Genomic DNA, 24,999 nt, shown 5'->3' with positions numbered 1-24,999 from the left:
AAGGAGTATCGAACGAGGTCTACGGTGACTAGCAGCTCGAGCAGTTCGACTGCGCGGACATTTTTCGCCGTGCCGACTACGTCGAACGCGCCGATAGCATTGACTGCCCGGAGCGTTCCGATCACACCGATCAGCCCGGTCATCTCGACCGCGCTGGCCGATACGACCATTGCGCATGCTTCAACTGCTTCAACTGCTTCAAAGCCTGAGACCAGCGCGACAGCTCAAGCCTTTCGGATTCCGGTCAACATCAGCCTCGCGGGTGCCATGACGTGCCTGCCCGTCATCGCTTTTCCCTTGCGCACCGGCACATTGTCAAAGGGTGGGCAGGGGTGGGTTGGCGGGACCGTAGGCCGCCATGGATGGCGGCATACGAGCTTACATGGACGTACTTGCAGCGGGTCCCGCTGACCCACCCCTGCCCGCCCAGACCAGCACATTTACAGCCCCGATTGCTGTGGCTGTGGCTGTGGCTGTGGCTGTGGCTGTGGCTGTACCCCAACGCACGAACGCAAGACAAAAAAAGGGCGAGGCACCCGGCCCCGCCCTCTCAATACCACCGGAAAACCGATCAGCCGCGTCGCGCGCAATACATCGACTGCGCCGGCAACACCAGCTCATTACCAACAACCTCGCCCACGTCCGGACCCGGCACATGTACCGCCTGCCACTCCCCCACCGGCAGCGCAACTCGGACACTCTCAGCCGAAAGATTGAACGCCAACAGCAACGTCTCCTCCCCGTGCACCCGCTCGAACATCAACACCGGCTCGGCGCACGCAAGAAAACGGATGTCCCCCACCAACAGCGTCGGCATCGTCCGCCGCCACGCCAGGAACTGACGGAACGCAGTCAACACCGACTGCGGATCATGAACCTGCGTCGCCACCGACGCGGCCTGATGCTCCGCCGGAATCGGCAACCACGGCTCACCCGTCGTGAAGCCCGCCTTCGGTGCATCCAGCCACGGCATCGGCGTACGGCACCCGTCGCGGCCCTTGAAGTTCGGCCAGAACGTAATGCCGTAAGGATCCTGCAGCGCCTCGAACGGCACGTCCGCCTCGCCCAGCCCCAGTTCCTCGCCCTGGTACAGACAGATCGAACCGCGAAGCGAGCACAGCATCGCCACCAGCATCCGCGCCAGGCGCGGTTGCGCCGGATGGCCACCCCAGCGCGTCACCGCCCGCTCCACATCGTGGTTGGAGATCGCCCAGCACGGCCAGCCTTCGGTCATGGTGGCCTCCAGCCGCGATACGGTGTCGCGGATGTAACCGGCGCTGAAGTCCTTCACCAGCAGCTCGAAGCTGTAGCCCATGTGCAGGCGGCCCGGCGCCGTGTACTCGGCCGTGGTCGCCAGCGAATCTTCCGCGGAGATCTCGCCCAGGCTGACCGAGCCCGGGTACGCGTCCAGCAGCACGCGTAGTTGCTCGATGAAGCCGATGTTCTCCGGCTGCGTGTTGTTGTAGTAGTGGTACTGGTAGGCGTACGGATTGTCCGCGCTGAAGCCACGGCCGAGGCGCTTTTCCAGCGGCTTGGCCGGGTTGTCGCGCAGCAGTGCATCGTGGAAACAGAAGTTGATGGAATCCAGGCGGAACCCATCCACGCCACGGTCGAGCCAGAACCGCACGTAGTCCAACGTGGCCTGCTGCACTTCCGGGTTATGGAAGTTCAAGTCGGGCTGGTCGGCCAGGAAGTTGTGCAGGAAATACTGCTCACGCCGCGGCTCCCACTGCCAGGCCACGCCCCCGAAGATCGACATCCAGTTGTTGGGCGGGGTGCCGTCCTCGCGTGGATCGGCCCACACGTACCAGTCCGCCTTGGGATTGGTGCGGTCCTGCCGGCTCTCCTGGAACCAGGCATGGTCGATCGAGGTATGGCTGAACACCTGGTCGATCATCACCTTCAGGCCCAGCGCATGCGCCTTGGCCAGCAACTGGTCGAAATCGGCGAGTGTGCCGAACAACGGGTCGACGTCGCGGTGGTCGGCGATGTCATAGCCGAAGTCGGCCATCGGTGATTTGAAGAACGGCGACACCCAGATCGCGTCGACGCCGAGCGCGGCGACATAGTCCAGGCGCTCGATGATGCCGGGCAGGTCGCCCACGCCATCGCCGTTGGCGTCCAGGAAACTGCGCGGGTAGATCTGATAGATGACGGCACCGCGCCACCATGGAGACTGCGACATTGGGGCCCCCCTTCGGGCTTCCACGGCACCCGCGAGGGGGCCAGAAACGAACCCGACAAGCTTAGCGGGGCGCCTCCAGCGGTGGGGTCGCATGCATACGTATTCACGCCGGATCGCGGTGCGCGGGGCGTTACGGGCACCCGGTCAGGCGGCGCTTCGCCCAGCAGGGCCCCGGGCGCCGGCGGCCAAGGTCGGCACGATCCGGCGCCCTGCCCCGCGCCTTGACCGGACCACCAGTGCGTCTTCGCGGGCGGAATACGACCGCACCGCCTATAATTCCGCCCAAGCCTGAAAGTCAGACCGCATGACCATCACCGAAGACACCCGCCCCGCGCTGGGCCTGCCCCAGATCCAGACGCTCGCCGCGCCCGACATGGACGCCGTCGATGCGCTGATTCGTCGCCGACTGTCCTCGGATGTCGTGCTGATCAACCAGATCGCCGACCACATCATCTCGGCCGGCGGCAAGCGCCTGCGCCCGATGCTGGTGATGCTGGCCGGCCACGCGGTCGGCCAGGCCGGCCCGGAACACCACCAGCTGGCGGCAATCATCGAGTTCATCCACACCTCGACCCTGCTGCATGACGACGTGGTGGACGAATCCAGCCTGCGCCGCGGCCGCAGCACCGCCAATGCGCTGTGGGGCAACGCCCCAAGCGTACTGGTGGGCGATTTCCTGTACTCGCGCAGCTTCCAGCTGATGGTCGAACTGGACCGCATGCCGGTCATGCGGATCCTCGCCGATACCACCAACCGGATCGCCGAGGGTGAGGTGCTGCAGCTGCTGCATGTCCACAACCCGGATACCGACGAAGCGGCCTATCTGCGCGTGATCGAGCGCAAGACCGCGGTGCTGTTCGCGGCTGGAACCCGTCTGGGCGCGCTGGCCAGCGGCGTGGACGAAGCCACCCAGCAGGCGCTGTACGACTACGGCATGAACCTGGGCTACGCCTTCCAGATCGCCGATGACGTGCTGGACTACTCGGCCAATGCCGAGGAGCTGGGCAAGAACCTGGGCGACGACCTTGCCGAGGGCAAGGCCACCCTGCCGCTGATCCACGCGATGGCGCACTCCGATGCCACCACCCGCGAGCGCCTGCGCGAGATCGTGCAGAACGGTGACGCCGAGGCGATGCCCGAGGTGCTGGCGGCCATCCACGCTACCGGCGGGCTGGAATACAGCCGCGCCCGTGCCGAGGAATACGCCGATGCCGCCGAGCGTGCGCTCGACGGCCTGGCCGACAACGATGCCGTGGCCGCTCTTCGCGGGCTGGCCCGTTACGCGGTACAGCGCTCGCATTGACCGGAGGCGTGCCGACCAACGGTCGGCACCTACCGGCGTGTCGTCTCGAACCGCTCCTCGAAGAACTCGTCCAGCGCCTTCCACGCGCGCTTGGCCGCGCGTTCGTTGTACTGGCACCCCGGCGGACTGTTCGCATCCGACTCGGCAAAGCAGTGCACCGCGCCGCTGTAGTTGGTGAACTCCCAGTCGACCTTGGCGGCGTTCATTTCCTGCTCGAAGCTGGCGATGTCGTCCTTGCTCACGCTCTTGTCGTCGGCGCCATTGAGCACCAGTACGGAGGGATGGGTCCCACCGGCCTTGGCCGGCAGCGGCGAGCCCAGCCCGCCGTGCAGACTGACAACACCGGCCAGCGGCGCACCGGCGCGGGCCATCTCCAGCACCGTGGTGCCGCCGAAGCAGAACCCGACCGCGCCGATCCGGCTGGCATCCAGCGGTGCCTTGCCGGCCTGGGCCTTCAACACGTCGATCGCCTTGAGCGCACGCGCCCGCAGCACCGGACGGTCATTGCGCAGCTTGGTCGCCACCGGACCCGCCTCGGCATCGGTCTTCGGGCGCACGTCCTTACCGTACACGTCGGCCACCAGCACCACATAGTCATCGCCGGCCAGCTGCTTTGCCTTGGCGATGGCCGAATCGTTGACGCCCTTCCAGTTGGGCACCATCACCAGGCCCGGGCGTTTGTCGTTGTCACTGTCGTCGTAGACCAGCACCCCGCTGAAGGTGGTGCCATCCTGGGTCCACTCCACCGGCTTGGCCTGCATCGCCGCCAGCGCGGGCAGCGCCGTCATGCCCAACAGCACCGCCGCACCCCACCGCCATTGCTTGTTCATGCGTCTGCTCCCGACAGAAAGAGCCCTGAGTGTATGACGGCCGGCTGACGGGACCGTGTAGACGCGCCGGCGCGACGTGCGACCCCGTGATCTGACAGGCCGGCCGCGCCCGACCTCATCTGAATTAACTACCTCCGTCCCTGTTATGGCAGGCTGGCCGGCCCCTGTGCATGGAACCCCGCATGAGCCTTGTCGATCGTTTCCTTTCCGGCCTGGTGCCGCGCCTGCCCGACGACGATGCGCGGATGTGGGCCTGGGTCGAAGGGGCCAGCGCGGCCGATCTGGCGCGCCTGCGCGAGCGCTGGCCGCAGGTGCCCGAGAGCCTGGTGGCGCTGCTGGGGCGGGTCGATGGCACGCATTTCCGCACCTACCCGGGTGGCGAGGCGGTGGTGCTGATGCTGGGCTCGGATGTCGAGGAGGGGCATTACCCCTACTACCTGCGTTCGGTGGGCCAGATATTCGAGGACAGCGCGCAGTGGGATGACAGCATCCGCTCGATCTACGAGGAATGGCTGGAGGAAGACCCCGAGATCCTCGGCGACGGCATCGATGCGGACCTGCCGATGGGCAAGCGCCTGTGCTTCTCGCACTGCATGAACAATGGCGGCACCTCGATGCTGTATCTGGATTTCGATCCCGCACCCGGTGGCACGGTCGGCCAGGTGGTGCGCTACCTGCACGACCCGGACAGCTATGCCGTGATCGCACCGGGTTTCGATGCGTACCTCCAGCAGCTCATCGATGGGGATTACGCGTTCATCGATGAGGAAGAAGCCTGATGCCTGCATCACCGGCGTAACCAAGGTGAATGAAGTACCCCGCGTGGCGCTACATCGACAGATCAGGCGATCCCGATGCCCGGGATCGCCGTGATCGCATCCGGATCAAAGCCGGCCAGTTCGGCGAAGTGGCGGCCACGGGCGACGTAGTCGCGGTACACGCCATAGCTCGGCGCCCCCGGCGAGAGCAGCACCACCCCGCCCTGCCCGCCGAGCGCGGCCTGCACCAGCCGCATGGCCTCGGGCAGATCGGCGGCGGCATGCAGACCGAAACGGCCTGCATCGGCCAGCGGCTGCAGCAGCGCGTGGATGCGCGGGCCGTTGGCGCCCATCGTGACGATCTCCACCGGCGGCACGTCGTGCGCCATGTGCGCGACGAAGTCGTGCCAGTCCAGGCCACGATCATGCCCGCCCACCAGCAGCGCGATGCGACGACCGGCGAAGCACTCCAGCGCCGCCAGACTTGCGTGCGGCGTGGTGCTGATCGAATCGTTGACGAAGGTGATCCCCTCGCGCGTACCGATGGTCTGCAGGCGGTTGGGGAGCGGGCGGAAATCCTGCACCGCCGGGGCCAGTGCCACCGCGTCCAGGCCCAGCGCCTCGATCGCCGCCAGCACCGCGCACAGGTTGCCGCGGTTGTGTCGGCCGGGCAGCGGCGTGTGTGAAGTATCGAACACGGCCTGCTCGCCGCGATGCACGACGTCGCCGCGCATATGCCAGCCCAACGGCTGGTTGAACCAGATGATCTCGCTCTCCGGCAGCGTCACCCCTGCCAGGTGCGGGTCGGCCGCATTGAGCACCGCGATCCGCGGCGCGGCCCCGGTGACCAGCTGCAGCTTGTCGTCGATGTAGCGCGCTTCGCTGCCGTGCCAATCCAGGTGCTCGGGGAACAGGTTCAGCACGATGGCGACCTGCGGGTGCGCGCCACTGCGCGCGACTTCGCCGGTCTGGTAGCTGGACAGTTCCACTACCCAGTAGTGCGGCGCCGGCTGCGGGGCCAGCACTTCCAGCAGCGGCAGGCCGATGTTGCCGATCAGCCCGGTGCGTGCGCCCGAGGCGCGCAGCAGATGCGCCAGCAGCGCCGTGGTGGTGCTCTTGCCCTTGGTGCCGGTCACGCACACGGTGTCGTGCACGATGCCGTCGGCAGCCGCCTGCTCGGCAAACCACAGCGAGGTGCCGCCGATGAACTGCGTGCCCTGGGCGGAGGCGTGCAGGGCCGCCTCGCCATACGGACTGATACCCGGTGATTTGATCACCACCTCGAACGCGGCCAGCGCCGCGCCGGTGACATCCGAACGAACCGTCAGCGCACCCCGGGTTTCCTCACGGGCAGCGGCGGCCTCGGCCTCCGGGCAGAACAGGGTCAGCGGCAGCGACGGCAGCCGCTGCTGCAGGACGCGGAACGCCGCGCGCCCCTCACGTCCCCAGCCCCACAACGCAACGCGCCTGCCTTCAAGCTGCGAAATTCGCACGCAGACGCTCCCAGATCGCCGGCGGAATGCGGTGTTCGCCTTCCAGTGCCAGCAGCGGTTCGATCTGCAGTTCCGTGGCGTCCAGCTGCGGGCGGATCTCGTGGACGAAGCGCTTCACCAGCGCGTCTTCATTCCATTCCGGGCGCGCGGCCAGGGTCGCCATCGCAGCGCGGGATTCGCGGCCTTCGCCCACGCACTCGAACGGCTTGTGGTCCTGGAATTCCAGCAGCGCATCGAAGCCCGGGGCCTGCTCGATATCGTCGAGCAGGTTGCGGCCGAAAATGCCGACCAGCCGCATCTTTGGCATGAACGGGGCCAGCGCCAGGAACACGAAGTGGCACTTCGGGCAGACGCCGCACCAGCGGTTCACCGGGCGCTCGCCCAGGATGTGGAAGTTGCGGTTGCAGCTGGAGAAATGCGCGTCGTAGAAGTCACTCTTGGCAAACTGACGCGCCACCGCCAGCTCCGAGAGCGGGCGCAGCAGCGAGTAGTAATGCAGGTCCGCCGCGACGTGCCGTTCCAGGTGCTCGCCGAAGGCCTGCTCGAACGCCCAGCCCTTCGACCACTGGTGATTGACCTCGCCGGTGCCCGGAATCTGGCTGCCATAGCTGGCCGAGCGTTCGTTGGAGAACACCACCTGGTCCACGCCCTGCAGCAGCGCGGCCAGCACCAGGATCGCCGAGTTCACCGCGGTGACCGGGATATGGCCGTTCCAGGCGCCCTGGCGGTTGAGCTCGAACAGCTCCGGGGCCAGCGTGCGGCCGATGTTGAGGATCGGCAGGCCGGTACGCTCGGCGCAGGCACGGATCAGCTGCGAACCGCCGATCCAGGTAACCGTCTCTTCGATGCCCAGGCTGCGCAGCGCTTCGATGCTGACCAGCGAATCCTTGCCGCCGCCGATGGCGACCAGCGCGTGTTCGCGCAGGCCCAGCGCCGGTGCGGCGAAGGCCTCGCCCTCGACCGGCAGGCGGAAGCGGCCACGCAGGTTCAGGCCATTGCGGTAGGCGAATTCGCCCAAGCCGTTGAGGTACACCGTCTCGACCAGCGCCGCGGTGGCCGAATCGATGGTGTAGCTGTCGATGCGCACCTGCTCGGGCACGCCGGCCTTGTAGTAGCTCACGCCGGCCATCAGGTGCAGCAGGCGCAGGGCGCGCTGCACTGCCTCGGCGCGGTCACCCTCGAGCACGAACGGCGCGCCCGGGATGGTCACCGTCTCGATCAGCTCCGGGCCGTCATCGAAGGCGTAGACCAGCTGCGCCACGCCGGTGTCCGCGGCGAAGTCGCAGCGGACGAAGCGGAAAACGGCAACCTGGTGTTTATCAAAAGCAGTCATGGTGTATCCGGTTTGAAAGGCGGCAGGCAGCGGTCACGGGCCATCATCGATGACGTCCTCGCGCGGCAGCTCGCGCTGGTTGTAGGTGTTGGCCATGACGTAGCCATACGCGCCGGCATCGGCGATCAGCATCACATCGTCCGGCGCGGTCGAGGCCGGCAGGCGGCGGCGCTTGCCGAACACATCGCTGGATTCGCAGATCGGGCCGACCACATCGAACATCGCTTCGGAGTAACCACTCAGCCGGCTGAGGTTCTCGATGTCATGCCAGGCGTCGTACAGCGCCGGGCGCATCAGCGTGTTCATGCCCGCATCCAGACCAACCCGGCGGATGCCGTCCTTCTCCACCACCTGGGTGGCCCGCGCCAGCAGCACGCCGGACTCGGCCACCAGGTAGCGACCCGGTTCGATCGCCAGCCGGAACGCCGGGTGCACGGCCTTCACTTCGGCCAGGCCGATCGCCCAGGCCTCCAGATCGAACGGCTCGTCGTCGGCGCTGTACGGGATCGGCAGGCCACCGCCGATATCGATGGTCTCGATGCTGCCGATGCGGCGGGCGAACCCGGCCAGTTCATCGCACATCAGGCGCCAGTGCTGAGCGGTTTCCACGCCGCTGCCCAGGTGCGCATGCAGGCCGACCACGCGGGTGCCCAGCTCGCCGGCAATGCGGACGAACTCATCCACGCGGGCGATCGGCAGGCCGAACTTGGAGTCCTTGCCGCCGGTGCGGACCTTGGCATGGTGGCCTTCGCCACGGCCCAGATCCACGCGCAGCCACAGCTCGCGGTTGCTGAACAGTTCCGGCCAGCGCTGCAGCGCTTCCACGTTGTCCAGGGTAACGGTCACGCCCAGCGCGAACGCGGCATCGTACTCAGCATGCGGCGCGAAGCTGGGGGTGAACAGCACGCGCTTGGGCGACAGCGTCGGCAGCGTGTTGAACACGTGCTTGAGCTCGCCGTGCGACACGCACTCCAGGCCGAAGCCTTCCTGCTCCAGCACCTCCAGGATGGCCGGGTGCGAGTTGGCCTTGATCGCGTAGTAGCGCTGGTCGATCGCCTTGATCGCGTTCAGCGCGCGCGCGCGCGCCCGCACCGTCGGCAGGTTGTAGACATAGCGCGGCGTCCCGGCCTGGGCGAGCGTCAGCAGGTGCTCGCGCTGGCCCCGCCACCAGGCGGTTTCGCGCGGGCGGATGGTGCCGGCGATTTCGCGCCAGCGCGGGCCGAACACTTCGCCCTCTTCCACCGGCATCGCGCCGCTGTCGATCAGCTCGGCGTGCAGGATCGGCAGCAGGCCGTCCGCGTCCGCTTCGTCGATGACGAAGGTCAGGTTCAAGTCATTGGAGGACTGCGAAATCATGTGCACACGTTCGCGGCCGAAGGTGGCCCACACGTCCGAGAGCTTGTGCAGCATCGAGCGCATGCCGCGGCCGACCAGGGTGATCGCCGCGCACGGCACGATGATCTTGACCTTGCAGATCTGCGACAGGTCGGCCGACAGTGCAGCCAGCACATCGGTGCTGACCAGGTTTTCGGACGGGTCCAGCGAGACGGTCACGTTGGTTTCAGCCGAACCGATCAGGTCCACGGAGAGGCCATGCTTCTTGAACAGCCCGAACACGTCGGCCAGGAAGCCGACCTGCTGCCACATGCCGATGCCTTCCATCGAGACCAGCACGATGCCGTTGCGGCGGCTGATCGCCTTTACGCCCGGCACCGCTGCGGCATTGCCATCGATGCTGGTGCCCGGCAGCTCGGGGCGCTCGGTATCCAGGATCGCCATCGGCACGCCGGCATCGCGACACGGCTTGATCGAACGCGGGTGCAGCACCTTGGCGCCGGTCGTCGCGATTTCCTGCGCCTCGTAATAGTCCAGGCGGGTCAGCAGGCGCGCGTCGGGCACGTCCTTCGGGTTGGCGCTGAACATGCCCGGCACATCGGTCCAGATCTCCACGCGGCTGGCACCGAGCAGCGCACCGAAGTACGCCGCCGAGGTATCCGAACCGCCGCGACCGAGGATGGCGGTGCCACCATCGGCATGGCGGGAGATGAAGCCCTGGGTGATCAGCATGCGGGTCGGCTGGGCGCGGAAACGCGCCGCCCACTCCGCCTCGGCACGCCACTGGCAGTTCACCGACAGACGCTGCGACCACTCGCTCTGACTGGGTTGCGGCGGCAGTGCATCGAGCCACTCGCGTGCATCCATCCAGCCGAAATCCAGGCCACTGGCGCGCAGGTAGGCCGCACCGACGGTCGAGGACAGCAGTTCGCCCTGGCCCAGCACCTCGGCCTGCCACTCCAGCGGCCGAGCGGCGGCACGCGGATCGTCCAGCAGCCCGGCCAGCGCGTCCAGACGCACGTCCAGCGCGGTGGCATCCAGCTCCAGCTCGGTCAGGAATTCGCGGTGGCGCGCGACCAGCGCGGCGACACGGTCGCGGCTGTCGGCGGCGCCATCGGCGATCGCGGTGAGTTCATTGGTTACCCCGGACAGCGCCGATACCACCACCAGCACGCGCGAGCCCGTTTCTTCCGCCCGTTTTTTCGCCAGTTTGCCGATGGTGTCCCAGCGGTGACGACGCGACACGGAGGTGCCGCCGAACTTCAGTACGATCCAGCGATCGACAAGGGGGGAAGCTGACATGGAGGTGGAGGTTTGGGTAGTGAGGGGGATCGCCCGGCACGCCGGGCCGAACCCCCGATTCTATGCCAAGCCTGCCCGTTGCAGGGGCCGGGCCCGGAACACGGCCCCGGTTGGTAAGCTGCCCGCCCGTTTTTCGTTGAGCGCCCCGCCATGACCTCCCGTCGTTTCCTGCAGCTGGATGTGTTCTCGCCCTACCCCGGCGCCGGCAACCCGCTGGCCGTCGTGCTTGATGCACAGGGCCTGGACGAAACGGCGATGCAGGCCATCGCCCGCTGGACCCGGCTGCCGGAGACCACCTTCGTGTTCCCGCCTGCCGCCCCGGGCGCGAGCTACGGCATCCGCATGTTCAGCCCGCAGAAGGAAGTGCCGTTCGCCGGCCACCCCAGCGTGGGCACCGCGCATGCCGTGCTGGAACTGGGCGTGGCCGCGCCGGTCGAGGGCGTGCTGGTCCAGGACGGCATTGCCGGGGCCCTGCCGCTGCGCGTGGACGGCACCGGTGACGCCCGCACCATCGCGGTCCGTACCCCGCGCGCCGCGGTGGCCGAAGTGACCACTGCCGCCGACCCGCGCCTGCAGACCGCGCTGGCGGGCTGGCCGCTGGGCAATCTGCCGCCGGCGCGCATGGCCGGTGGCCGCAGCTGGTGGGTGGTGGAACTCGCTGACGAGGCCGCCCTGCGCGCGCTCACCCCCGATTGGGATGCCGTGGCCACCTTGGCCGAGGCCACCGACAGCATGGGGGTATTCGCCTATGCACGCAGCCAGGGTCAGGCGTGGGATCTGGCGGTGCGTGCGTTCGTCGGCAACGGTCGCCGCTTTGAAGACGCCGCCTCCGGTGCGGCCAATGCGGTGTTGGCTGCCTGGCTGGACAGCCGCGATGCGCTCCCTGGCACCGCGCACGGCTACGTCGTCAGCCAGGGCCGCGAAGTGGGCCACGATGCGCGCCTGACCCTGCGCATCGATGACCATGGCGATGTCTGGTCCGGCGGCCAGGTGCAGACCGTCATCCGCGGCACGCTGGACTGGTGATCCCCGCGGCGGCGCGTCGTCAACGCGCCGCGTCGTACACCGGTGCGCCATCGACCCAGGTCGAGCGCACCTGAAGGTCGGCCAGTTCGGCGGGGGCGACGCTGAGTGGATCGCGGTCGAGCACCACGAAATCCGCGCGCAGGCCGGGCTGCAACCGGCCGACCTGGGCCTCGTCATGGCCTGCCCACGCGGCGTCGGCAGTGAAACCCCGCAGCGCTTCGGCTGCGGTCAGGCGCTGATCGGGCTGCCAGCCCGTCGGCGGTTGGCCGGCACGGTCCTGGCGGGTGACGGCGGCATACAGGCCCAGGCGCGGATCCACCTGCTCCACCGGGAAATCCGAACCCAGCGCAAGCCGGGCACCGGAGGCCAGCATCCGCCGCCACGCATAGGCCCCAAGGATGCGCTCGGGACCGACCCGATCCTGCGCCCAGCCCATGTCCGAGGTGGCGTGGGTAGGTTGCATCGAGGCGATCACGCCGAGCTGGGCAAAGCGCGGAATGTCCTCCAGCGCCACCACCTGCGCATGCTCGATCCGCCAGCGATGGTCGCTGCCACGGCGCTCGCCCAGCACCCTGGCATAGGTGTCCAGCGCGATCCGGTTGCCGCGATCGCCGATCGCATGGGTGGCGACCTGGACATGACAGGTATCGGCTTTGCGCACCGCCGTTTCAAAATCGGCCGGCGAGGTCACCAGCAAGCCGCGGTTGTGCGGGTCGTCGCTGTAGTCGGCCAGCAGCGCGGCGCCTCGGCTGCCCAGCGCGCCATCCATGAACAGTTTGACGCCGCGCATTTCCAGCCGGCCACCGGCGTGCTGGTAGGCCCCGTTTGCGCACAGATCGGCCAGCGCCTCGCCGTTGCCATCGGCATAGGCGTCGATGCGCAGTGGCAGCCGCCCGGCATCGGCGAAGCGGCGCATCAGGGCCAGATCGGCGCGCGATACGCCCATGTCGTGCACACCGGTCAGGCCTTGGCTGACCGCCTTATCCAGTGCGCGGGTCAGCATCTGCTCGCGGGTGGCATCGCTGGGCGTCGGGATCGCCGCCTGCACCAGGGTCATCGCTTCATCGACGAACACCCCGCTCGGTTGCCCCTTGGCATCGCGCACGATGCGCCCACCGGCCGGCTGCCAATTGCCCCTCAACGCGCGTTGGCCAGGCTGACGTGCGACCGCGCGCAGTGCCGCGCTGTTGCCCCAGCCGGCATGACCATCAATGCGACCCAGCCAGACCGGTCGATCCGGGAATGCCGCGTCGAGGTCGGCCAGGGTCGGGAACTGTTTGTCCGGCCACCGGTTCTGGTCCCAGCCGCTGCCCAGCAGCCAGCCGTCGGGGTTGTCGGCCGCAAAGCGCTGCAGACGCGCAACGATGTCCTGGCGGCTGGTCGCGCCGGTCAGGTCGGCCTGCATCAGCGTGCCACCGAGGAACATCAGGTGTGCATGCGCATCGATCAGCCCCGGGATCACGGTGGCCTCGCCAACGTCGGTCAGCGCCGCCAGTGGATACAGCGCCAGGAGTGCCTGCCGATCACCGACGGCGAGCACGCGCCCGGTGTCGGTATCCCAGGCCAACGCCGTGGCCGCCGGTGCCTCGGGATGGCCAGTGTGGATGGTCGCGGCGGTCAGCAGACGCACATCGGCCTGCGCGGTGCCGGCCAGCAGGCAGGCCATCAGGGTGGCAAGAGCGGTCGGACGCATGCAGATACCCCACAACAGGAAAGCGGCGACTATGCGGCCGCCGCTTTCCCATCACAATCTGCTGTGCACCAATCGCGGGCGCGGATCAGCCGGCCAGCTCGGCCTCAAGGCTGATCGGTACCGCACTGAGCGCCTTGGACACCGGGCAGTTCTGCTTGGCGTCATCGGCGATGGCACGGAACTGGGTGGCCTCGATGTTCGGCACTACGGCCTTCACCTTCAACGTGATCTGCGACAGCTGGGGGCCACCCTCCATCGAGAGGTCGACCTTGGCTTCGGTATCCAGCGAGGTCGGCACGAAACCGGCTTCGGTGAGCTTGGCTGACAACGCCATCGTGAAGCAGCCGGCATGGGCGGCGGCGATCAGTTCCTCCGGGTTGGTGCCCTTCTCGTCGCCGAAGCGGCTGCTGAAGGCATAGCGGGTTTTGTCCATCAAGCCGCTCTGCGGCGTGCTCAATTGTCCCTTGCCTGTCTTGAGGTCACCTTCCCAATGCGCGGTGGCGTGGCGTGAAATACCCATCGTGAGATCTCCTGCGGCGTGAATGACCTGACCAGCCTAGACCGTGGCGCGTTAGTGCCATGTCTGATCGCTGTCAGGTGATCGGCAGGTGTCGACCCCAGCTGAATCGGCCCTCAAGACCGATGCTGTTTTCAAGCGGTTTTCGTGCGACAGTCGGGGTGCGACGGTCCATGACCGATGGCCTCCGCCGCGAGGGCGGACCCTGTTTTTTGGCTATGACCTGATGCACTGCGGTAACGAAGGGCGTGGAAATCACGAATATTTATGCGTTTGCCTATTGGCGGCGCCCCATAGTTGCCCTACATTTCGCTTGCCGACGGGGTTCGGCGCGACCAAACAACCAACCGTTCACGGAACAGGAAACCATGGCAAAGACCGCTAAGAAGGCTGCCCCGAAGAAGGCAGTAAAGAAAGTCGCTACGAAGGCAGCCGCGAAGCCGGCCGCTCCCAAGCCGATCAAGGAAGTGCTGAGCAAGTCTGGTCTGGTTGCACACATCGTTGAAGCGTCCGGCGTTGTCGCCAAGGACGTGCGCGCCGTGCTCGCCTCGCTGGAAGGCGCCGTCGCCGCTTCGGTGCACAAGAAGGGCGCAGGCAGCTTCACCCTGCCGGGCCTGCTGAAGATCTCCACCGTCAGCGTGCCGGCCAAGCCGAAGCGCAAGGGCATCAACCCGTTCACCAAGGAAGAGCAGTGGTTCGCCGCCAAGCCGGCGTCCACCAAGCTGAAGGTGCGTCCGCTCAAGAAGCTCAAGGACGCCGCGCTCTAATCTGCGCGCTTCCTGCAGCACCCGGACGGGACGGCCTATGCCGTCCCGTTTTTGTTGGGCTCGGCGCACGCAGCGAAACACAGCGTTGCCAAAGACGCCTGCGGCGCGTACTTCGCGCGCAGATGCTTGTCCTGCCGCGATCTGGGCCATAGCAGAACCGACCGGAACGCATCGGGTGGAACACTGCGTGCGACGGCACCTGTCGTCCGCACGCGGGACGCGGCCTATGGTGGCCCTGTCCCCCACCGCGAAGGCAGCCATGGCCAGCTCTTCTTCCCAGCGTTACCGCATCACCGTCACCCCGATCGAAAAGGACGGCCTGCAGTGCAGTGGGCGCTGCACCATCGAACTGGAACACCGCGCGCAGCAGGACTGGATGCGCCTGCTGGAAATCGCCCGGCGCAACACCGGGCTGAGCGGCGATGAGCGTGCCGCTGCGATCGTCGCGACGCAGCTGCTGCGCGATCTCGCCCAGCGCCACGCCGATGCGCCCAGCCATCCGCTCACCGTGCTGCAACCGCAGCTGGACGAGGTACTGGCCGCGCTGGAGTCGATCCAGGGCGCGCCCTGAGCCCCGCGTCCGGCGCGGCGTTACACTCGGCGCTCTCCGGGGAGAGTCCTGCATGCGCCGCGCCGTCCTGTTACTGCCGTTGCTGATCCTGCACGGGTGCTCCTGCCAGCAGCACCCGCCCGCATCCGATCCGTCCGCGCCTCCCGAAAGCACCGTGGCGGACGCAGCACCGGCGTCTGGCGATGACACTGCGCTGACGCCGGCCCCCTCCACACCCGCACCTGCTTCGCTCAGCGCGGTGGCGACCGACGCACCCGATGAGCCGATGGTGGTCCACCGCTATGTCACTGCAGTGGCGCAGGGCGACCTGGCCACCGCCGATGCACTGTGGACCGGCGGCAGCCCGGGCGGCCGACCAGATGACGCCGCGCTGCGGGCATTGCCGGACTTCCGCGGGCTGCGCATCAAGACCGGCGCGCCGATCGCCCGGGACACCGCCCAGCCCTCCAGGCTGCGCGAAGTCCCGGTCCAGATCCGGGTCAGTACGGACACCGGCACACTGCGCTTCGAAGGCTGGTATCGGCTGCAGCCACGCGTGGATGGCAGTGGCTGGGAAATCCACGGTGCGTCGATCCAGCCGGTGATGAACTGATCCCGCCGACCGCCCCCACGCTCAGTGCTGACGATGACACGTCAAAGCTGGATTCAGCCGCGCGCGCTATTGTTGGGCTCTCATTCCCCCACGGCCTGCCGTCATGAACGTTCGCCCGCTGTTGTCCCGCCTCGCCGCCTGCACCGTATTGCTTGCCGCCGCCGTGGGCGCGCAGGCCGCACCGAGTGTGTCCGGCCACCAGTTGTCGGTCGGTGCGACCGACGTGCAGCAGTATCTCGATGGCAGCTTCCCGCGCACGCAGGATGCACTGGGTGGTCTCATCGCAATGACCATGAGCCACCCCAAGCTCACCCTGCCACAGGGCAATCGCCTGGATCTCGGTTTCGATGTCGCCATGGCGACTGCGGGCGGCACCCCGGCGCCGCTGGGCAAGGTCAAGCTGAGCAGCGGCCTGCGCTATGACGCGCAGACCCAGGGCTTCCATCTGCAGGAGCCGACGGTGGATGATTTCACGCCGGCCAACAACGGCGGCAAGCTCGACTCGCGTACCCGCGGCCTGCTCAATGCCTGGCTGGTCGACTACGCGCGGCGCGAGCCGATCTACAAGATCGACCCGACGGTCGCCGCGGTGCTGGGCACGCTGCAGGTCCAATCGGCGCAGGTCGAAAACGGCAAGCTGGTGGTCACCTTCAATCAGGACCTTGGCGAGCTGGTCCCGGCAGGGCTGCTGGGCCGGTAAGCACCCACCGTTGGTGGGTGCGTTGATCGGATCGCTGCCCGCAGCATTACCCCGCCAACGCCTTGGCGACTGCATCGGCGAACGCCGGAATGTCACCCGGTTTGCGGCTGGTGATCAGGCCACCATCGACCACCACCTCGGCGTCGGTCCACTCGGCGCCTGCATTGCCCAGATCGGTTTTCAGCGACGGCCACGAGGTGACCTTGCGGCCTTTAGCCAGGCCAGACTCGACCAGCAGCCACGGGCCGTGGCAGATCGCCGCGACCGGCTTGCCTGCCGCGCCAAATGCCTTGATCAACGCAATCGCATCGGTGTCGATGCGCAGTTTGTCGGGATTGATCACGCCACCGGGCAGCACCAGCGCGTCGTAGTCGTCGGCCTTCGCGCCCTTGAGCGGGGCATCGACCTTCACGTTTTCGCCCCAGTCCTTGTCTTTCCAGCCACGGATCTGGCTGGCATCCCCCGGCGCGATCACCTTGACCGAGGCGCCCCAGGATTCCAGCAGACGCTTGGGTTCCTGCAGCTCGGACTGTTCAAAACCATCGGTGGCGAGAATCGCGATGTGCTTGCCGTTGAGTGCATGTGCCATGGATCGGCTCCAGTAAGTGGGAGCGATCAGTCTGGCCACGGGCGCATTGGGCGACGGTGACCACGATGTGCACAGCGTGTCGGCGCAGCCACCGACCGGGGGTCGGTGGCGAGCGGAGGGATCAGCGCTTGGGCTGCAGCATGGTGCCGGTGCACTTCTTCGAGCCGCAGCGGCATTCCCAGATCTTCTTCAGGCGCGCGGTGTGACGCTCGGCCAGGGTAATGCCGTAGTTGTAGGTCAGCTCGTCGCCCGGCTTGATATCCTTGATCGACTCGATGAACACCTTGTCCTCGCGGCGGTTGTCACCCTCGGCTTCCTCGATCACCGCTTCGCAGTTCGGATCGCAGCTGTGGTTGAGCCAGCGCGCGTCGTTGCCCTTGTAGTTCGCATCGATGACGTAGTCGTCGTTGAGGGTGAACAGGAAGGTATGACCGCTCTCCACATCCCCGGTGTCGTCGGCGTCCACGTCGGCGTGGCTGCGCAGCAGACCCTTGTACTGGATGACCCGCTCGCCCTTCTTGATCGGCGCCAGCGCGAACACGCCATTGCCATGGATGGTGGACTTGCGGGCCTGGATCTTCTTGGGCATCTGGCTGACCGTTGCGGTGGGAAGCCCCGATTCTCGCTTAATCTTTGTGATTGCCAAAGCGATGCGGTTCACTACGCGCCCAAGGCCGCCCTGCGGGCGCCTGAACGGGCGGGTTGGATGCCGCCGGAGAAAAGCGTACAATTTCAGTCCGCTTTATGGTTCTGCACCCCACATGCTCCGCGTCACCAAGCTCACCGATTACGCCACCGTCGTGTTGACCGTGCTCGCTGCCCGCCCGGGCGAGGTGCTCAGTGCAACTGAACTGGCCGAGTTCGCCCGTCTGGAACCGCCCACCGTCAGCAAGCTGCTCAAGCCGCTGGCCCAGGCCGGTCTGGTCGAAGGCCTGCGCGGCGTCCGCGGCGGCTACCGGCTGACCCGCGCGCCAGACCAGATCACGCTGTTCGAGATCGTGGAAGCCATGGAAGGGCCGCTGGGCCTGACCGAGTGCGCCCATGACCACAGCCAGTGCGGCCGCGAGCTGCAGTGTGGCGCGCGCAGCAGCTGGCGGATGATCAACGACGTGGTGTCCGAAGCGCTGCGCGCGGTCACCCTGGCGCAGATCCTGCCCCCTCTTCCCCTTGTTGACGCCCACCGCCGCGCGATCGCGGCGGATGTCGTCTCCTGATCAGGCAGCCCCCATGGCCACCGATACCCTCGATACCGTCGCCACCGGCGACACCCCCAACCGCGAGATCCATGAGCAGCTCGGCCGCAAGTATTCGGCGGGCTTCATCACGGACATCGAATCGGACTCGTTGCCGCCCGGCCTGGACGAGGACACCATCCGTGCCCTGTCGGCCAAGAAGGACGAGCCGGAATGGATGACGCAGTGGCGCCTGGACGCCTACCGCCACTTCCTGACCATGCCGATGCCGGACTGGGCCAAGCTGCAGATCGCGCAGATCGACCTGCAGGCGCTGAGCTATTACTCCGCGCCCAAGGGCCCGAAGTACGCCTCGCTGGACGACGTGCCCAAGGAACTGCTGGACACCTACGACAAGCTCGGCGTGCCGCTGCATGAGCGCGCCAAGCTCGCCGGCGTCGCCGTGGATGCGGTGTTCGATTCGGTTTCGGTCGGCACCACCTTCCGCAAGGAACTGGCCGAGAAGGGCGTGATCTTCTGCTCCATGTCCGAAGCGATCAAGGAACACCCGGAACTGGTCAAGCAGTACCTGGGCACGGTGGTGCCGGTCGGCGACAACTACTTCGCCGCGCTCAACTCGGCGGTGTTCTCCGACGGCAGCTTCGTGTTCATCCCCAAGGGCGTGCGTTGCCCGATGGAGCTGAGCACCTACTTCCGCATCAACGCCGGCCACACCGGCCAGTTCGAGCGCACGCTGATCATCTGCGAAGACAAGGCGTACGTGTCCTACCTGGAAGGCTGCACCGCGCCGATGCGCGATGAGAACCAGCTGCATGCCGCCGTGGTCGAGCTGGTCGCGCTGGAAGATGCCGAGATCAAGTACTCCACGGTGCAGAACTGGTACCCGGGCGATGAGAACGGCGTGGGCGGCATCTACAACTTCGTCACCAAGCGTGCCGAATGCCGTGGCGCGCGCAGCAAGGTCACCTGGACCCAGGTCGAGACCGGCTCGGCGATCACCTGGAAGTACCCGTCCTGCGTGCTGCTTGGCGATGATTCGGTCGGCGAGTTCCACTCGGTCGCGCTGACCCACCATCGTCAGCAGGCCGACACCGGCACCAAGATGATCCACATCGGCAAGCGCACCAAGAGCAAGATCGTCAGCAAGGGCATCAGCGCCGGCCATGGTCAGAACACCTATCGTGGCCTGGTGAAGATCGATCGCGGCGCCGAGGGCGCGCGCAACTACACCCAGTGCGATTCGCTGCTGATCGGCAAGAAGTCCGGCGCGCATACCTTCCCCTACATCGAGGTGAAGAACCCCAGCGCGACGGTCGAGCACGAAGCGACCACCTCCAAGATCTCCGACGACCAGCTGTTCTATTGCCGTGCCCGCGGCATCGACCAGGAAAACGCGGTCTCGATGATCGTCGACGGCTTCTGCAAGCAGGTCTTCCGCGAGCTGCCGATGGAGTTCGCGGTGGAAGCCAAGAAGCTGCTGGACGTCAGCCTGGAAGGCTCGGTCGGATGATCCGCATCCTGATCAGCCTGGGTCTGCTGCTGGGCGCGGTGGCGCCGGTGGCCGCGCAGGACGTGAAATGCGATCCGGGTGGCAACCAGCTCGAGCTCAATGCCTGCGCTGACGGCGAGTTCAAGCAGGCCGATGCCGAACTGAACGCGGTGTACCGTCAGATCGTGGCCAAGCTGGCCGGCGAGCCGGTCGCACTGGCAAAGATGAAAGCAGCGCAGCGCCTGTGGGTCCAGTTGCGCGACGCCGATCTGGACGCGCGCTACCCGGTGGGCGATGACGAGAACCCTCGCCTGCTGTACGGCTCGATGTACCCGATGCTGTATTCCGGCGCCAAGGCGGCCTTGACCACCGCGCGGGTCACTTACCTGCGCAACGAATTCCTCGAGCGCAGCGAATACGACCTCTGAGTCGCGCTGCCTCCAGTTCCCCTATCTGACAAGACGATTATCGACATGTTGAAGATCGACAACCTCCACGCACGCATCGGCGACAAAGACATCCTCAAGGGCCTCTCGCTCGACGTGAAGCCCGGCCAGGTGCACGCCATCATGGGCCCCAACGGCGCCGGCAAGTCCACCTTGGGCAACGTCCTGGCCGGCCGCGACGGCTATGACGTGAGCGAAGGCAGCGTGCAGTTCGAAGGCCGTGATCTGCTCGAGCTGGCGCCGGAAGAACGCGCCGCCGCCGGCCTGTTCCTGGCCTTCCAGTACCCGGTGGAAATCCCCGGCGTGAACAACACCTACTTCCTGCGCGCCGCGCTCAACGCCCAACGCAAGGCGCGTGGCGAGGAAGAACTGGACTCGATGCAGTTCCTCAAGCTGGTCCGCCAGAAGCTGGCCGTGCTGCACCTGAAGGACGAGCTGCTGCACCGCGGCGTCAACGAAGGCTTCTCCGGTGGCGAGAAGAAGCGCAACGAGATCTTCCAGCTGGCCGTGCTCGAGCCGAAGCTGGCGATCCTGGATGAAACCGACTCCGGCCTGGACATCGACGCGCTCAAGAGCGTGGCCGACGGCGTCAACGCGCTGCGTTCGCCGGACCGTTCCTTCATCGTGATCACCCATTACCAGCGCCTGCTCGATTACATCAAGCCGGACGTGGTGCATGTGCTGGCCGATGGCAAGATCGTGCAGAGCGGCGGCCCGGAACTGGCCCTGGAACTGGAAGCCCATGGCTACCACTTCCTGAAGGACCGTGTGGTGCCGGAGGCAGCGGTCTGATGAGCGCCCTGCTCGATTCCCTCGCCAGCGGCTTCTGCGGCAGCGATGCACGTCGCGCCGAGCTGGATGCCGCCCTGCAGGCCGGCCTGCCCGGCCCGCGTACCGAAGCCTGGAAATACACCTCCCTGCGCCAGCTGGAGCGTCGCAGCTTCCAGCCCGCCCCGCTCGCCCCGGCCGTGGTCGATGCCGCCCTGCTGGCCGACATTCCGTCGCCGCGGCTGGTGTTCGTCAATGGTCGCCCGTCCGGCGCGCTGAGCGATGTCGCTGCGGTGCCGGCCGGTGTGCAGCTGGCCACCCTGTCCTCGGCACTGGCCGCGGGCGATGAAGCCGCTCGTTTCCTCGGCCGTCGCTTCGAGCGCAGCGAGGAGGTGTTCGCCCGCCTCAACGCCGCGCTCGCCGATGAAGGCGTGCTGCTGCGCGTGGAAGCAGGCGTTCAGGTCGAGGCGCCGCTGCAGCTGGTCTTCATCAGCGTGGCCGGCGATACCGACCTGTCCTGGCACCACCGCCACCTGATCGAACTGCGCAGCGGTGCCGCGCTGGGCGTGGTCGAGCATCACCTGCATGTCGGCGATGCCGCGCACCTGGACAACACCCTGGTGCACGTCCACCTGGCGCAGGATGCCGTGCTCTCGCACGCGCGCGTGCAGGCCGACGCCACCCGCGCCACCTCGCTGCTGCGCACCGACGCCGTGCTGGCCCGCAACGCGCAGTACCGCCGTGTCGATCTGGAACTGGGCGCCGCGCTGAGCCGCCATGAGCTCAACGTCCGCCTGGAAGGCGACAACGCCCAGCTGACCGCCAACGGCGTGCTGCTTGGCAACGGGCGCCGCCATGTCGACACCCGCCTGGGCATCGAGCACATTGCGCGCGATACCGCCTCGGAAATGGTCTGGCGTGGCGTGGCGGCCAATCGCAGCCGCGTGGTCTTCCACGGTGGCATCCACATCCGCGAAGGCGCCGATGGCACCGACGCCAACCTGTCCAACAAGAACCTGCTGCTCTCCGCCGATGCCGAGATCGACACCCAGCCCACGCTGGTGATCGATGCTGACGAAGTGAAGGCTGCCCACGGCGCCACGGTCGGCCAGCTCGATGCCAATGCGCTGTTCTACCTGCGCTCGCGTGGCCTGCCGGCCGATCGCGCGCAGCAGCTGCTGAGCGCGGCGTTCTGCCATGAACCGCTGAACGCGCTCGACGCACGCCTGACCGAGCAGCTCACCGCCCAGCTCGACCGTGCGCTGGCCCTGGCGGGCGTGGCATGAACCTGTCCACGCCGCGCCCGGTCGCCGATACCGGCGCCGCACCCGATTGGGACCGCGTGCGCCTGGACTTCCCGCTGTTGATGCGCGAAGTGCACGGCAAGCCGCTGGTGTATTTCGACAACGCCAACACCGGCCAGAAGCCGGTGCAGGTGATCGGCGCGCTGGACGAGTTCTACCGCCGTTACAACGCCAACGTCAGCCGTGCAGTGCATGCGCTCGGCACCGAAGCGACCGATGCCTACGAAGGCGCACGCAACAAGCTGGCGCGCTTCCTCAATGTACGCGCCAGCGAGCTGGTGCTGTGCAGCGGCACCACCTTCGCGATCAACCTGGTCGCCTATTCGTGGGCACTGCCGCGGCTGAAGGCCGGCGATGTCATCCTGGTCTCGCGCATGGAACACCACGCCAACATCGTGCCGTGGCAGCTGGTCGCCCAGCGTACCGGCGCGACGATCCGCGTGGCCGAGATCACCCCGGATGGCGCCCTGGACCTGGACGCACTGCGCAAGGCCATGACCCCCGAGGTCAAGCTGCTCGCGGTTGCCCACGTCTCCAACGTGCTGGGCACGGTCAACCCGGTCCGCGAGATCTGCCGCGAGGCCCGCAAGCGCGGCATCATCACCGTGGTGGACGGCTCGCAGGCCGCCCCGCACCGCAGGATCGACATCCCGGCGATCGGCTGCGACTTCTACGCCATCACCGGCCACAAGATGTGCGGCCCGACCGGCACCGGTGCCCTGTGGGCCAGGCGCGAGCATCTCGATGCCATGCCGCCGTTCCTCGGCGGTGGCGAGATGATCAAGGAAGTGAGCTTCGAAGGCACCGTGTTCAACGACGCCCCGCACAAGTTCGAAGCCGGCACCCCGAACATCGCCGGCTTCATCGGCCTGGGCGTGGCGGTGGATTATCTGGAATCGCTGGGCTTGGAGCATGTGGAAGCCCGCGAAGGCGAACTGCTGGCGCATTTCACCGAAGAGCTGAACAAGATCGACGGCCTGCGCATCTTCGGCACCACGCCGGACAAGGCAGCGGTGGTCTCCTTCCTGGTGGAAGGCGCGCATTCGCACGATCTGGCCACCCTGCTCGACCTGGAAGGTGTCGCGGTCCGCTCGGGCCAACACTGCGCGCACCCGCTGCTGCAGTACTACGGCGTCGCCGCGACCTGCCGCGCCTCGCTGGCGTTCTACAACACGCATGACGAGATCGAGCGCTTCATCGTGGCGCTGAACAAGGTGCGCAAGCTGCTGGGCTGAGCCCGCCCCTGGTCTGCGCCCCACCGGAACGCCGTGGCCTGCCACGGCGTTTTTTGTTGTCCGTGCCGGTCGTTTCCGTCCCGGCCCCGGCCAGCCTAAAATGGCCGCATGAGCACCCTCACCTACCGCGCCGCCACGCTGGCCGACATCCCCGCCCTCGTCACCCTGGTCACCTCCGCTTACCGAGGCGACGCCAGCCGCGCCGGCTGGACCACCGAGGCCGACATCCTCGATGGCGCCCGCATCGACCCGCAGGGCCTGCAGGCCGACATCGAGCGCCCGCGCAGCACCATCCTGCTCGCCGAGCGCGACGGCCAGCTGCTGGCCTGCGCGCACGTGGCCGATGACCAGGGCAAGGGCTATTTCGGCATGTTCTCGGTGGATCCGGCCCAGCAGGGCGGCGGCATCGGCAAGCAGGTGATGCTCGCCGCCGAGGCCCACGCCGCGCGCGAATGGGGCGTACCGGTCATGCAGATGACGGTGATCGACATCCGCGACGAGCTGATCGCTTTCTACGAGCGCCGCGGCTACCAGCGCACCGGCATCAAAAAGCCCTTCCCGTATGGCGATGAACGCTTCGGCATCCCCAAGCGCGACGATCTGCGCTTCGAGATCCTGGAAAAGTCGCTGGCGGTGCCGGCGTGAGTGAGACCTGGACCTTCGTCTGCGCCAGCGCCGAGCTGCTGCCCGGCGAGATGAAGAGCACTTTCGATGAGGTGACCGGCACGCCGATCGTGGTGTTCAACCTGGACGGCGAGCTGTACGCGCTGGAAGACCAGTGCACCCACGACGAGTTCGAACTGTCCTCGGGCGCCTTCGATACCGCCGAGGCCAGCATCGAGTGCGTCCTGCACGGGGCCCGCTTCGACGTCCGCGACGGGGCCGCGCTGTGCGCCCCGGCCTACTCACCGGTCGCCAAGTTCCCGGTCAAGCGGGAACACGACGCCGTCTGGGCCCGCGACGACCGCGACTGATCGGGACGGAACGACGCCCTATAGTCGCAAATCATTCCCATTTGCACCTGGTAACAAATCTCACTACAATCTCGGCGCGTTGCGAACCGGAGGTCCGGTCCGCCGTTTCGGGACCTTCCCTTGCGCCACCCCCACCGTCATCGCAGCTTTGCCACCGCCATGCGGGGGCAGCGCCCGGCGCTGCCTGTGGTGCTGGCGTGGTTGGCGGTGCTGGCGATGCTGTTTACCGGCCTGCCGGTGCTGGAACGGGTTGCCCCGGGCAGCACCGTGATGGTCCTGCAGATGCCGATGGACGAGCGCCCGGCCGGCGGTGGTGAGACCGCTGCGCAGGACGAAGCCCCGGCCAAACCGCGCCGGGTCGCCAGCGCGCGCCCTGCTCCGACGCCACCGCCGCAGCCCTCGCTGCCGCCCATGGTGGAATCGCTGGATGCACTGATGGCCACGTGGGTGGCACAGCCGCCACGGGTCCTGCCCGCCATTGATTCGGCACCGGCTACGCCGCTGCCTGCTGCACCCGGCCTGCGCGTCCAGCGCGGCCAGGCCCCTCCGCAGGGCTGATCCCGACTGCCCGCGGCGCCATCGCGCCCCGCGCGGTC

The 24,999-nt window shown here is 67.2% G+C and carries 25 protein-coding genes; 16 read left to right on the top strand and 9 right to left on the bottom strand.

Annotated elements, in window-relative coordinates:
• Window positions 1-571: 571 nt before the first annotated feature.
• Window positions 572-2,185: an alpha-glucosidase family protein gene (locus ACWV8V_RS01285; RefSeq protein ID WP_455898735.1), complete on the bottom strand. Its 1,614-nt coding sequence runs from the start codon at window positions 2,183-2,185 to the stop codon at window positions 572-574.
• 304 nt (window positions 2,186-2,489) lie between these two features.
• Between ACWV8V_RS01285 and ACWV8V_RS01280 the strand changes: the two genes are divergently transcribed.
• Window positions 2,490-3,488, top strand: coding sequence for a polyprenyl synthetase family protein (locus tag ACWV8V_RS01280; RefSeq protein ID WP_123728607.1), 999 nt, complete (start codon window positions 2,490-2,492; stop codon window positions 3,486-3,488).
• A 29-nt stretch (window positions 3,489-3,517) separates the two neighbouring features.
• Here ACWV8V_RS01280 and ACWV8V_RS01275 read toward each other — a convergent pair whose 3' ends face one another.
• Window positions 3,518-4,318 carry a dienelactone hydrolase family protein gene (locus tag ACWV8V_RS01275; RefSeq protein WP_455898734.1) on the bottom strand — a complete coding sequence of 267 codons (801 nt, stop codon included), beginning with the start codon at window positions 4,316-4,318 and terminating at the stop codon, window positions 3,518-3,520.
• Between the two features lie 182 nt (window positions 4,319-4,500).
• Here ACWV8V_RS01275 and ACWV8V_RS01270 point away from each other — a divergent pair, with 182 nt between their 5' ends.
• Entirely contained in the window at window positions 4,501-5,097 is a 597-nt protein-coding gene (locus tag ACWV8V_RS01270) for an SMI1/KNR4 family protein (protein ID WP_455898733.1), read from the top strand.
• Window positions 5,098-5,159: 62 nt separating this feature from the next.
• On the opposite strand, the gene murD is transcribed toward ACWV8V_RS01270, so the two are convergent.
• From murD to ACWV8V_RS01255, 3 genes are read right to left on the bottom strand one after another with little or no spacing between them, the layout of a single operon-like run.
• Window positions 5,160-6,569 (bottom strand): UDP-N-acetylmuramoyl-L-alanine--D-glutamate ligase, encoded by a 1,410-nt coding sequence (gene murD, locus ACWV8V_RS01265; RefSeq protein WP_455898732.1) that lies wholly within the window; start codon window positions 6,567-6,569, stop codon window positions 5,160-5,162.
• On the bottom strand, window positions 6,550-7,902 hold the full coding sequence (murL, locus tag ACWV8V_RS01260) for a UDP-N-acetyl-alpha-D-muramoyl-L-alanyl-L-glutamate epimerase (RefSeq protein ID WP_455898731.1): 1,353 nt from the start codon (window positions 7,900-7,902) through the stop codon (window positions 6,550-6,552). Before murL ends, murD begins: the two co-directional genes overlap by 20 nt.
• A gap of 33 nt (window positions 7,903-7,935) precedes the next feature.
• Entirely contained in the window at window positions 7,936-10,539 is a 2,604-nt protein-coding gene (locus ACWV8V_RS01255; protein ID WP_346468561.1) for a bifunctional aspartate kinase/diaminopimelate decarboxylase, read from the bottom strand.
• Window positions 10,540-10,689: 150 nt separating this feature from the next.
• On the opposite strand from ACWV8V_RS01255, the gene ACWV8V_RS01250 reads away from it, so the two are divergent.
• Window positions 10,690-11,565 (top strand): PhzF family phenazine biosynthesis protein, encoded by an 876-nt coding sequence (locus ACWV8V_RS01250; protein ID WP_455898730.1) that lies wholly within the window; start codon window positions 10,690-10,692, stop codon window positions 11,563-11,565.
• A 19-nt stretch (window positions 11,566-11,584) separates the two neighbouring features.
• Here ACWV8V_RS01250 and ACWV8V_RS01245 read toward each other — a convergent pair whose 3' ends face one another.
• Window positions 11,585-13,258 carry an amidohydrolase gene (locus tag ACWV8V_RS01245; RefSeq protein ID WP_455898729.1) on the bottom strand — a complete coding sequence of 558 codons (1,674 nt, stop codon included), beginning with the start codon at window positions 13,256-13,258 and terminating at the stop codon, window positions 11,585-11,587.
• A gap of 85 nt (window positions 13,259-13,343) precedes the next feature.
• A complete protein-coding gene (locus ACWV8V_RS01240; protein ID WP_123728599.1) occupies window positions 13,344-13,778 on the bottom strand; it encodes an OsmC family protein in 435 nt (144 codons plus the stop codon).
• Between the two features lie 365 nt (window positions 13,779-14,143).
• Here ACWV8V_RS01240 and ACWV8V_RS01235 point away from each other — a divergent pair, with 365 nt between their 5' ends.
• From ACWV8V_RS01235 to ACWV8V_RS01220, 4 genes are all read left to right on the top strand, one after another.
• A complete protein-coding gene (locus ACWV8V_RS01235; RefSeq protein ID WP_019185677.1) occupies window positions 14,144-14,542 on the top strand; it encodes an HU family DNA-binding protein in 399 nt (132 codons plus the stop codon).
• Between the two features lie 259 nt (window positions 14,543-14,801).
• Window positions 14,802-15,113, top strand: a complete 312-nt coding sequence (locus ACWV8V_RS01230) for a DUF3861 domain-containing protein (RefSeq protein ID WP_259261292.1) — start codon at window positions 14,802-14,804, stop codon at window positions 15,111-15,113.
• Between the two features lie 52 nt (window positions 15,114-15,165).
• Window positions 15,166-15,705, top strand: coding sequence for a hypothetical protein (locus ACWV8V_RS01225; RefSeq protein WP_455898728.1), 540 nt, complete (start codon window positions 15,166-15,168; stop codon window positions 15,703-15,705).
• 103 nt (window positions 15,706-15,808) lie between these two features.
• Window positions 15,809-16,405, top strand: coding sequence for a DUF1439 domain-containing protein (locus ACWV8V_RS01220; protein WP_455898727.1), 597 nt, complete (start codon window positions 15,809-15,811; stop codon window positions 16,403-16,405).
• 46 nt (window positions 16,406-16,451) lie between these two features.
• Here ACWV8V_RS01220 and ACWV8V_RS01215 read toward each other — a convergent pair whose 3' ends face one another.
• Both ACWV8V_RS01215 and ACWV8V_RS01210 read right to left on the bottom strand, forming a co-directional pair.
• Window positions 16,452-16,994, bottom strand: coding sequence for a type 1 glutamine amidotransferase domain-containing protein (locus tag ACWV8V_RS01215; RefSeq protein WP_346468557.1), 543 nt, complete (start codon window positions 16,992-16,994; stop codon window positions 16,452-16,454).
• Between the two features lie 121 nt (window positions 16,995-17,115).
• Entirely contained in the window at window positions 17,116-17,583 is a 468-nt protein-coding gene (locus tag ACWV8V_RS01210; protein WP_123728596.1) for an SET domain-containing protein, read from the bottom strand.
• A gap of 172 nt (window positions 17,584-17,755) precedes the next feature.
• On the opposite strand from ACWV8V_RS01210, the gene ACWV8V_RS01205 reads away from it, so the two are divergent.
• The 9 genes from ACWV8V_RS01205 to ACWV8V_RS01165 all read left to right on the top strand — a co-directional run bounded on the left by ACWV8V_RS01205 (window position 17,756) and on the right by ACWV8V_RS01165 (window position 24,961).
• Complete coding sequence (locus ACWV8V_RS01205; protein ID WP_259261288.1) at window positions 17,756-18,208, top strand: SUF system Fe-S cluster assembly regulator; 453 nt, start codon at window positions 17,756-17,758, stop codon at window positions 18,206-18,208.
• A 13-nt stretch (window positions 18,209-18,221) separates the two neighbouring features.
• A complete protein-coding gene (gene sufB / locus ACWV8V_RS01200; protein ID WP_346468556.1) occupies window positions 18,222-19,697 on the top strand; it encodes a Fe-S cluster assembly protein SufB in 1,476 nt (491 codons plus the stop codon).
• Window positions 19,694-20,104 (top strand): lysozyme inhibitor LprI family protein, encoded by a 411-nt coding sequence (locus tag ACWV8V_RS01195; RefSeq protein WP_259261286.1) that lies wholly within the window; start codon window positions 19,694-19,696, stop codon window positions 20,102-20,104. The genes sufB and ACWV8V_RS01195 overlap by 4 nt, the downstream gene beginning before the upstream one ends.
• A gap of 45 nt (window positions 20,105-20,149) precedes the next feature.
• The gene (sufC, locus tag ACWV8V_RS01190) at window positions 20,150-20,914 is read left to right on the top strand and encodes a Fe-S cluster assembly ATPase SufC (protein ID WP_259261285.1); all 765 of its coding nucleotides are present in this window, start codon (window positions 20,150-20,152) and stop codon (window positions 20,912-20,914) included.
• Window positions 20,914-22,176, top strand: coding sequence for a Fe-S cluster assembly protein SufD (sufD, locus tag ACWV8V_RS01185; RefSeq protein WP_455898726.1), 1,263 nt, complete (start codon window positions 20,914-20,916; stop codon window positions 22,174-22,176). Before sufC ends, sufD begins: the two co-directional genes overlap by 1 nt.
• Window positions 22,173-23,429, top strand: a complete 1,257-nt coding sequence (locus tag ACWV8V_RS01180; RefSeq protein WP_455898725.1) for a cysteine desulfurase — start codon at window positions 22,173-22,175, stop codon at window positions 23,427-23,429. The genes sufD and ACWV8V_RS01180 overlap by 4 nt, the downstream gene beginning before the upstream one ends.
• Window positions 23,430-23,537: 108 nt before the next feature.
• Window positions 23,538-24,074 (top strand): GNAT family N-acetyltransferase, encoded by a 537-nt coding sequence (locus tag ACWV8V_RS01175; protein ID WP_455898724.1) that lies wholly within the window; start codon window positions 23,538-23,540, stop codon window positions 24,072-24,074.
• Entirely contained in the window at window positions 24,071-24,403 is a 333-nt protein-coding gene (locus ACWV8V_RS01170) for a non-heme iron oxygenase ferredoxin subunit (RefSeq protein WP_259261281.1), read from the top strand. The genes ACWV8V_RS01175 and ACWV8V_RS01170 overlap by 4 nt, the downstream gene beginning before the upstream one ends.
• A gap of 120 nt (window positions 24,404-24,523) precedes the next feature.
• Window positions 24,524-24,961, top strand: coding sequence for a hypothetical protein (locus ACWV8V_RS01165; protein WP_259261280.1), 438 nt, complete (start codon window positions 24,524-24,526; stop codon window positions 24,959-24,961).
• Window positions 24,962-24,999 lie beyond the last annotated feature (38 nt).

Source organism: Stenotrophomonas sp. Ker107b (assembly GCF_053847245.1).
The sequence above is the reverse complement of the archived record's forward strand: the minus strand, read 5'-3'. Positions and strand labels throughout refer to the sequence as shown.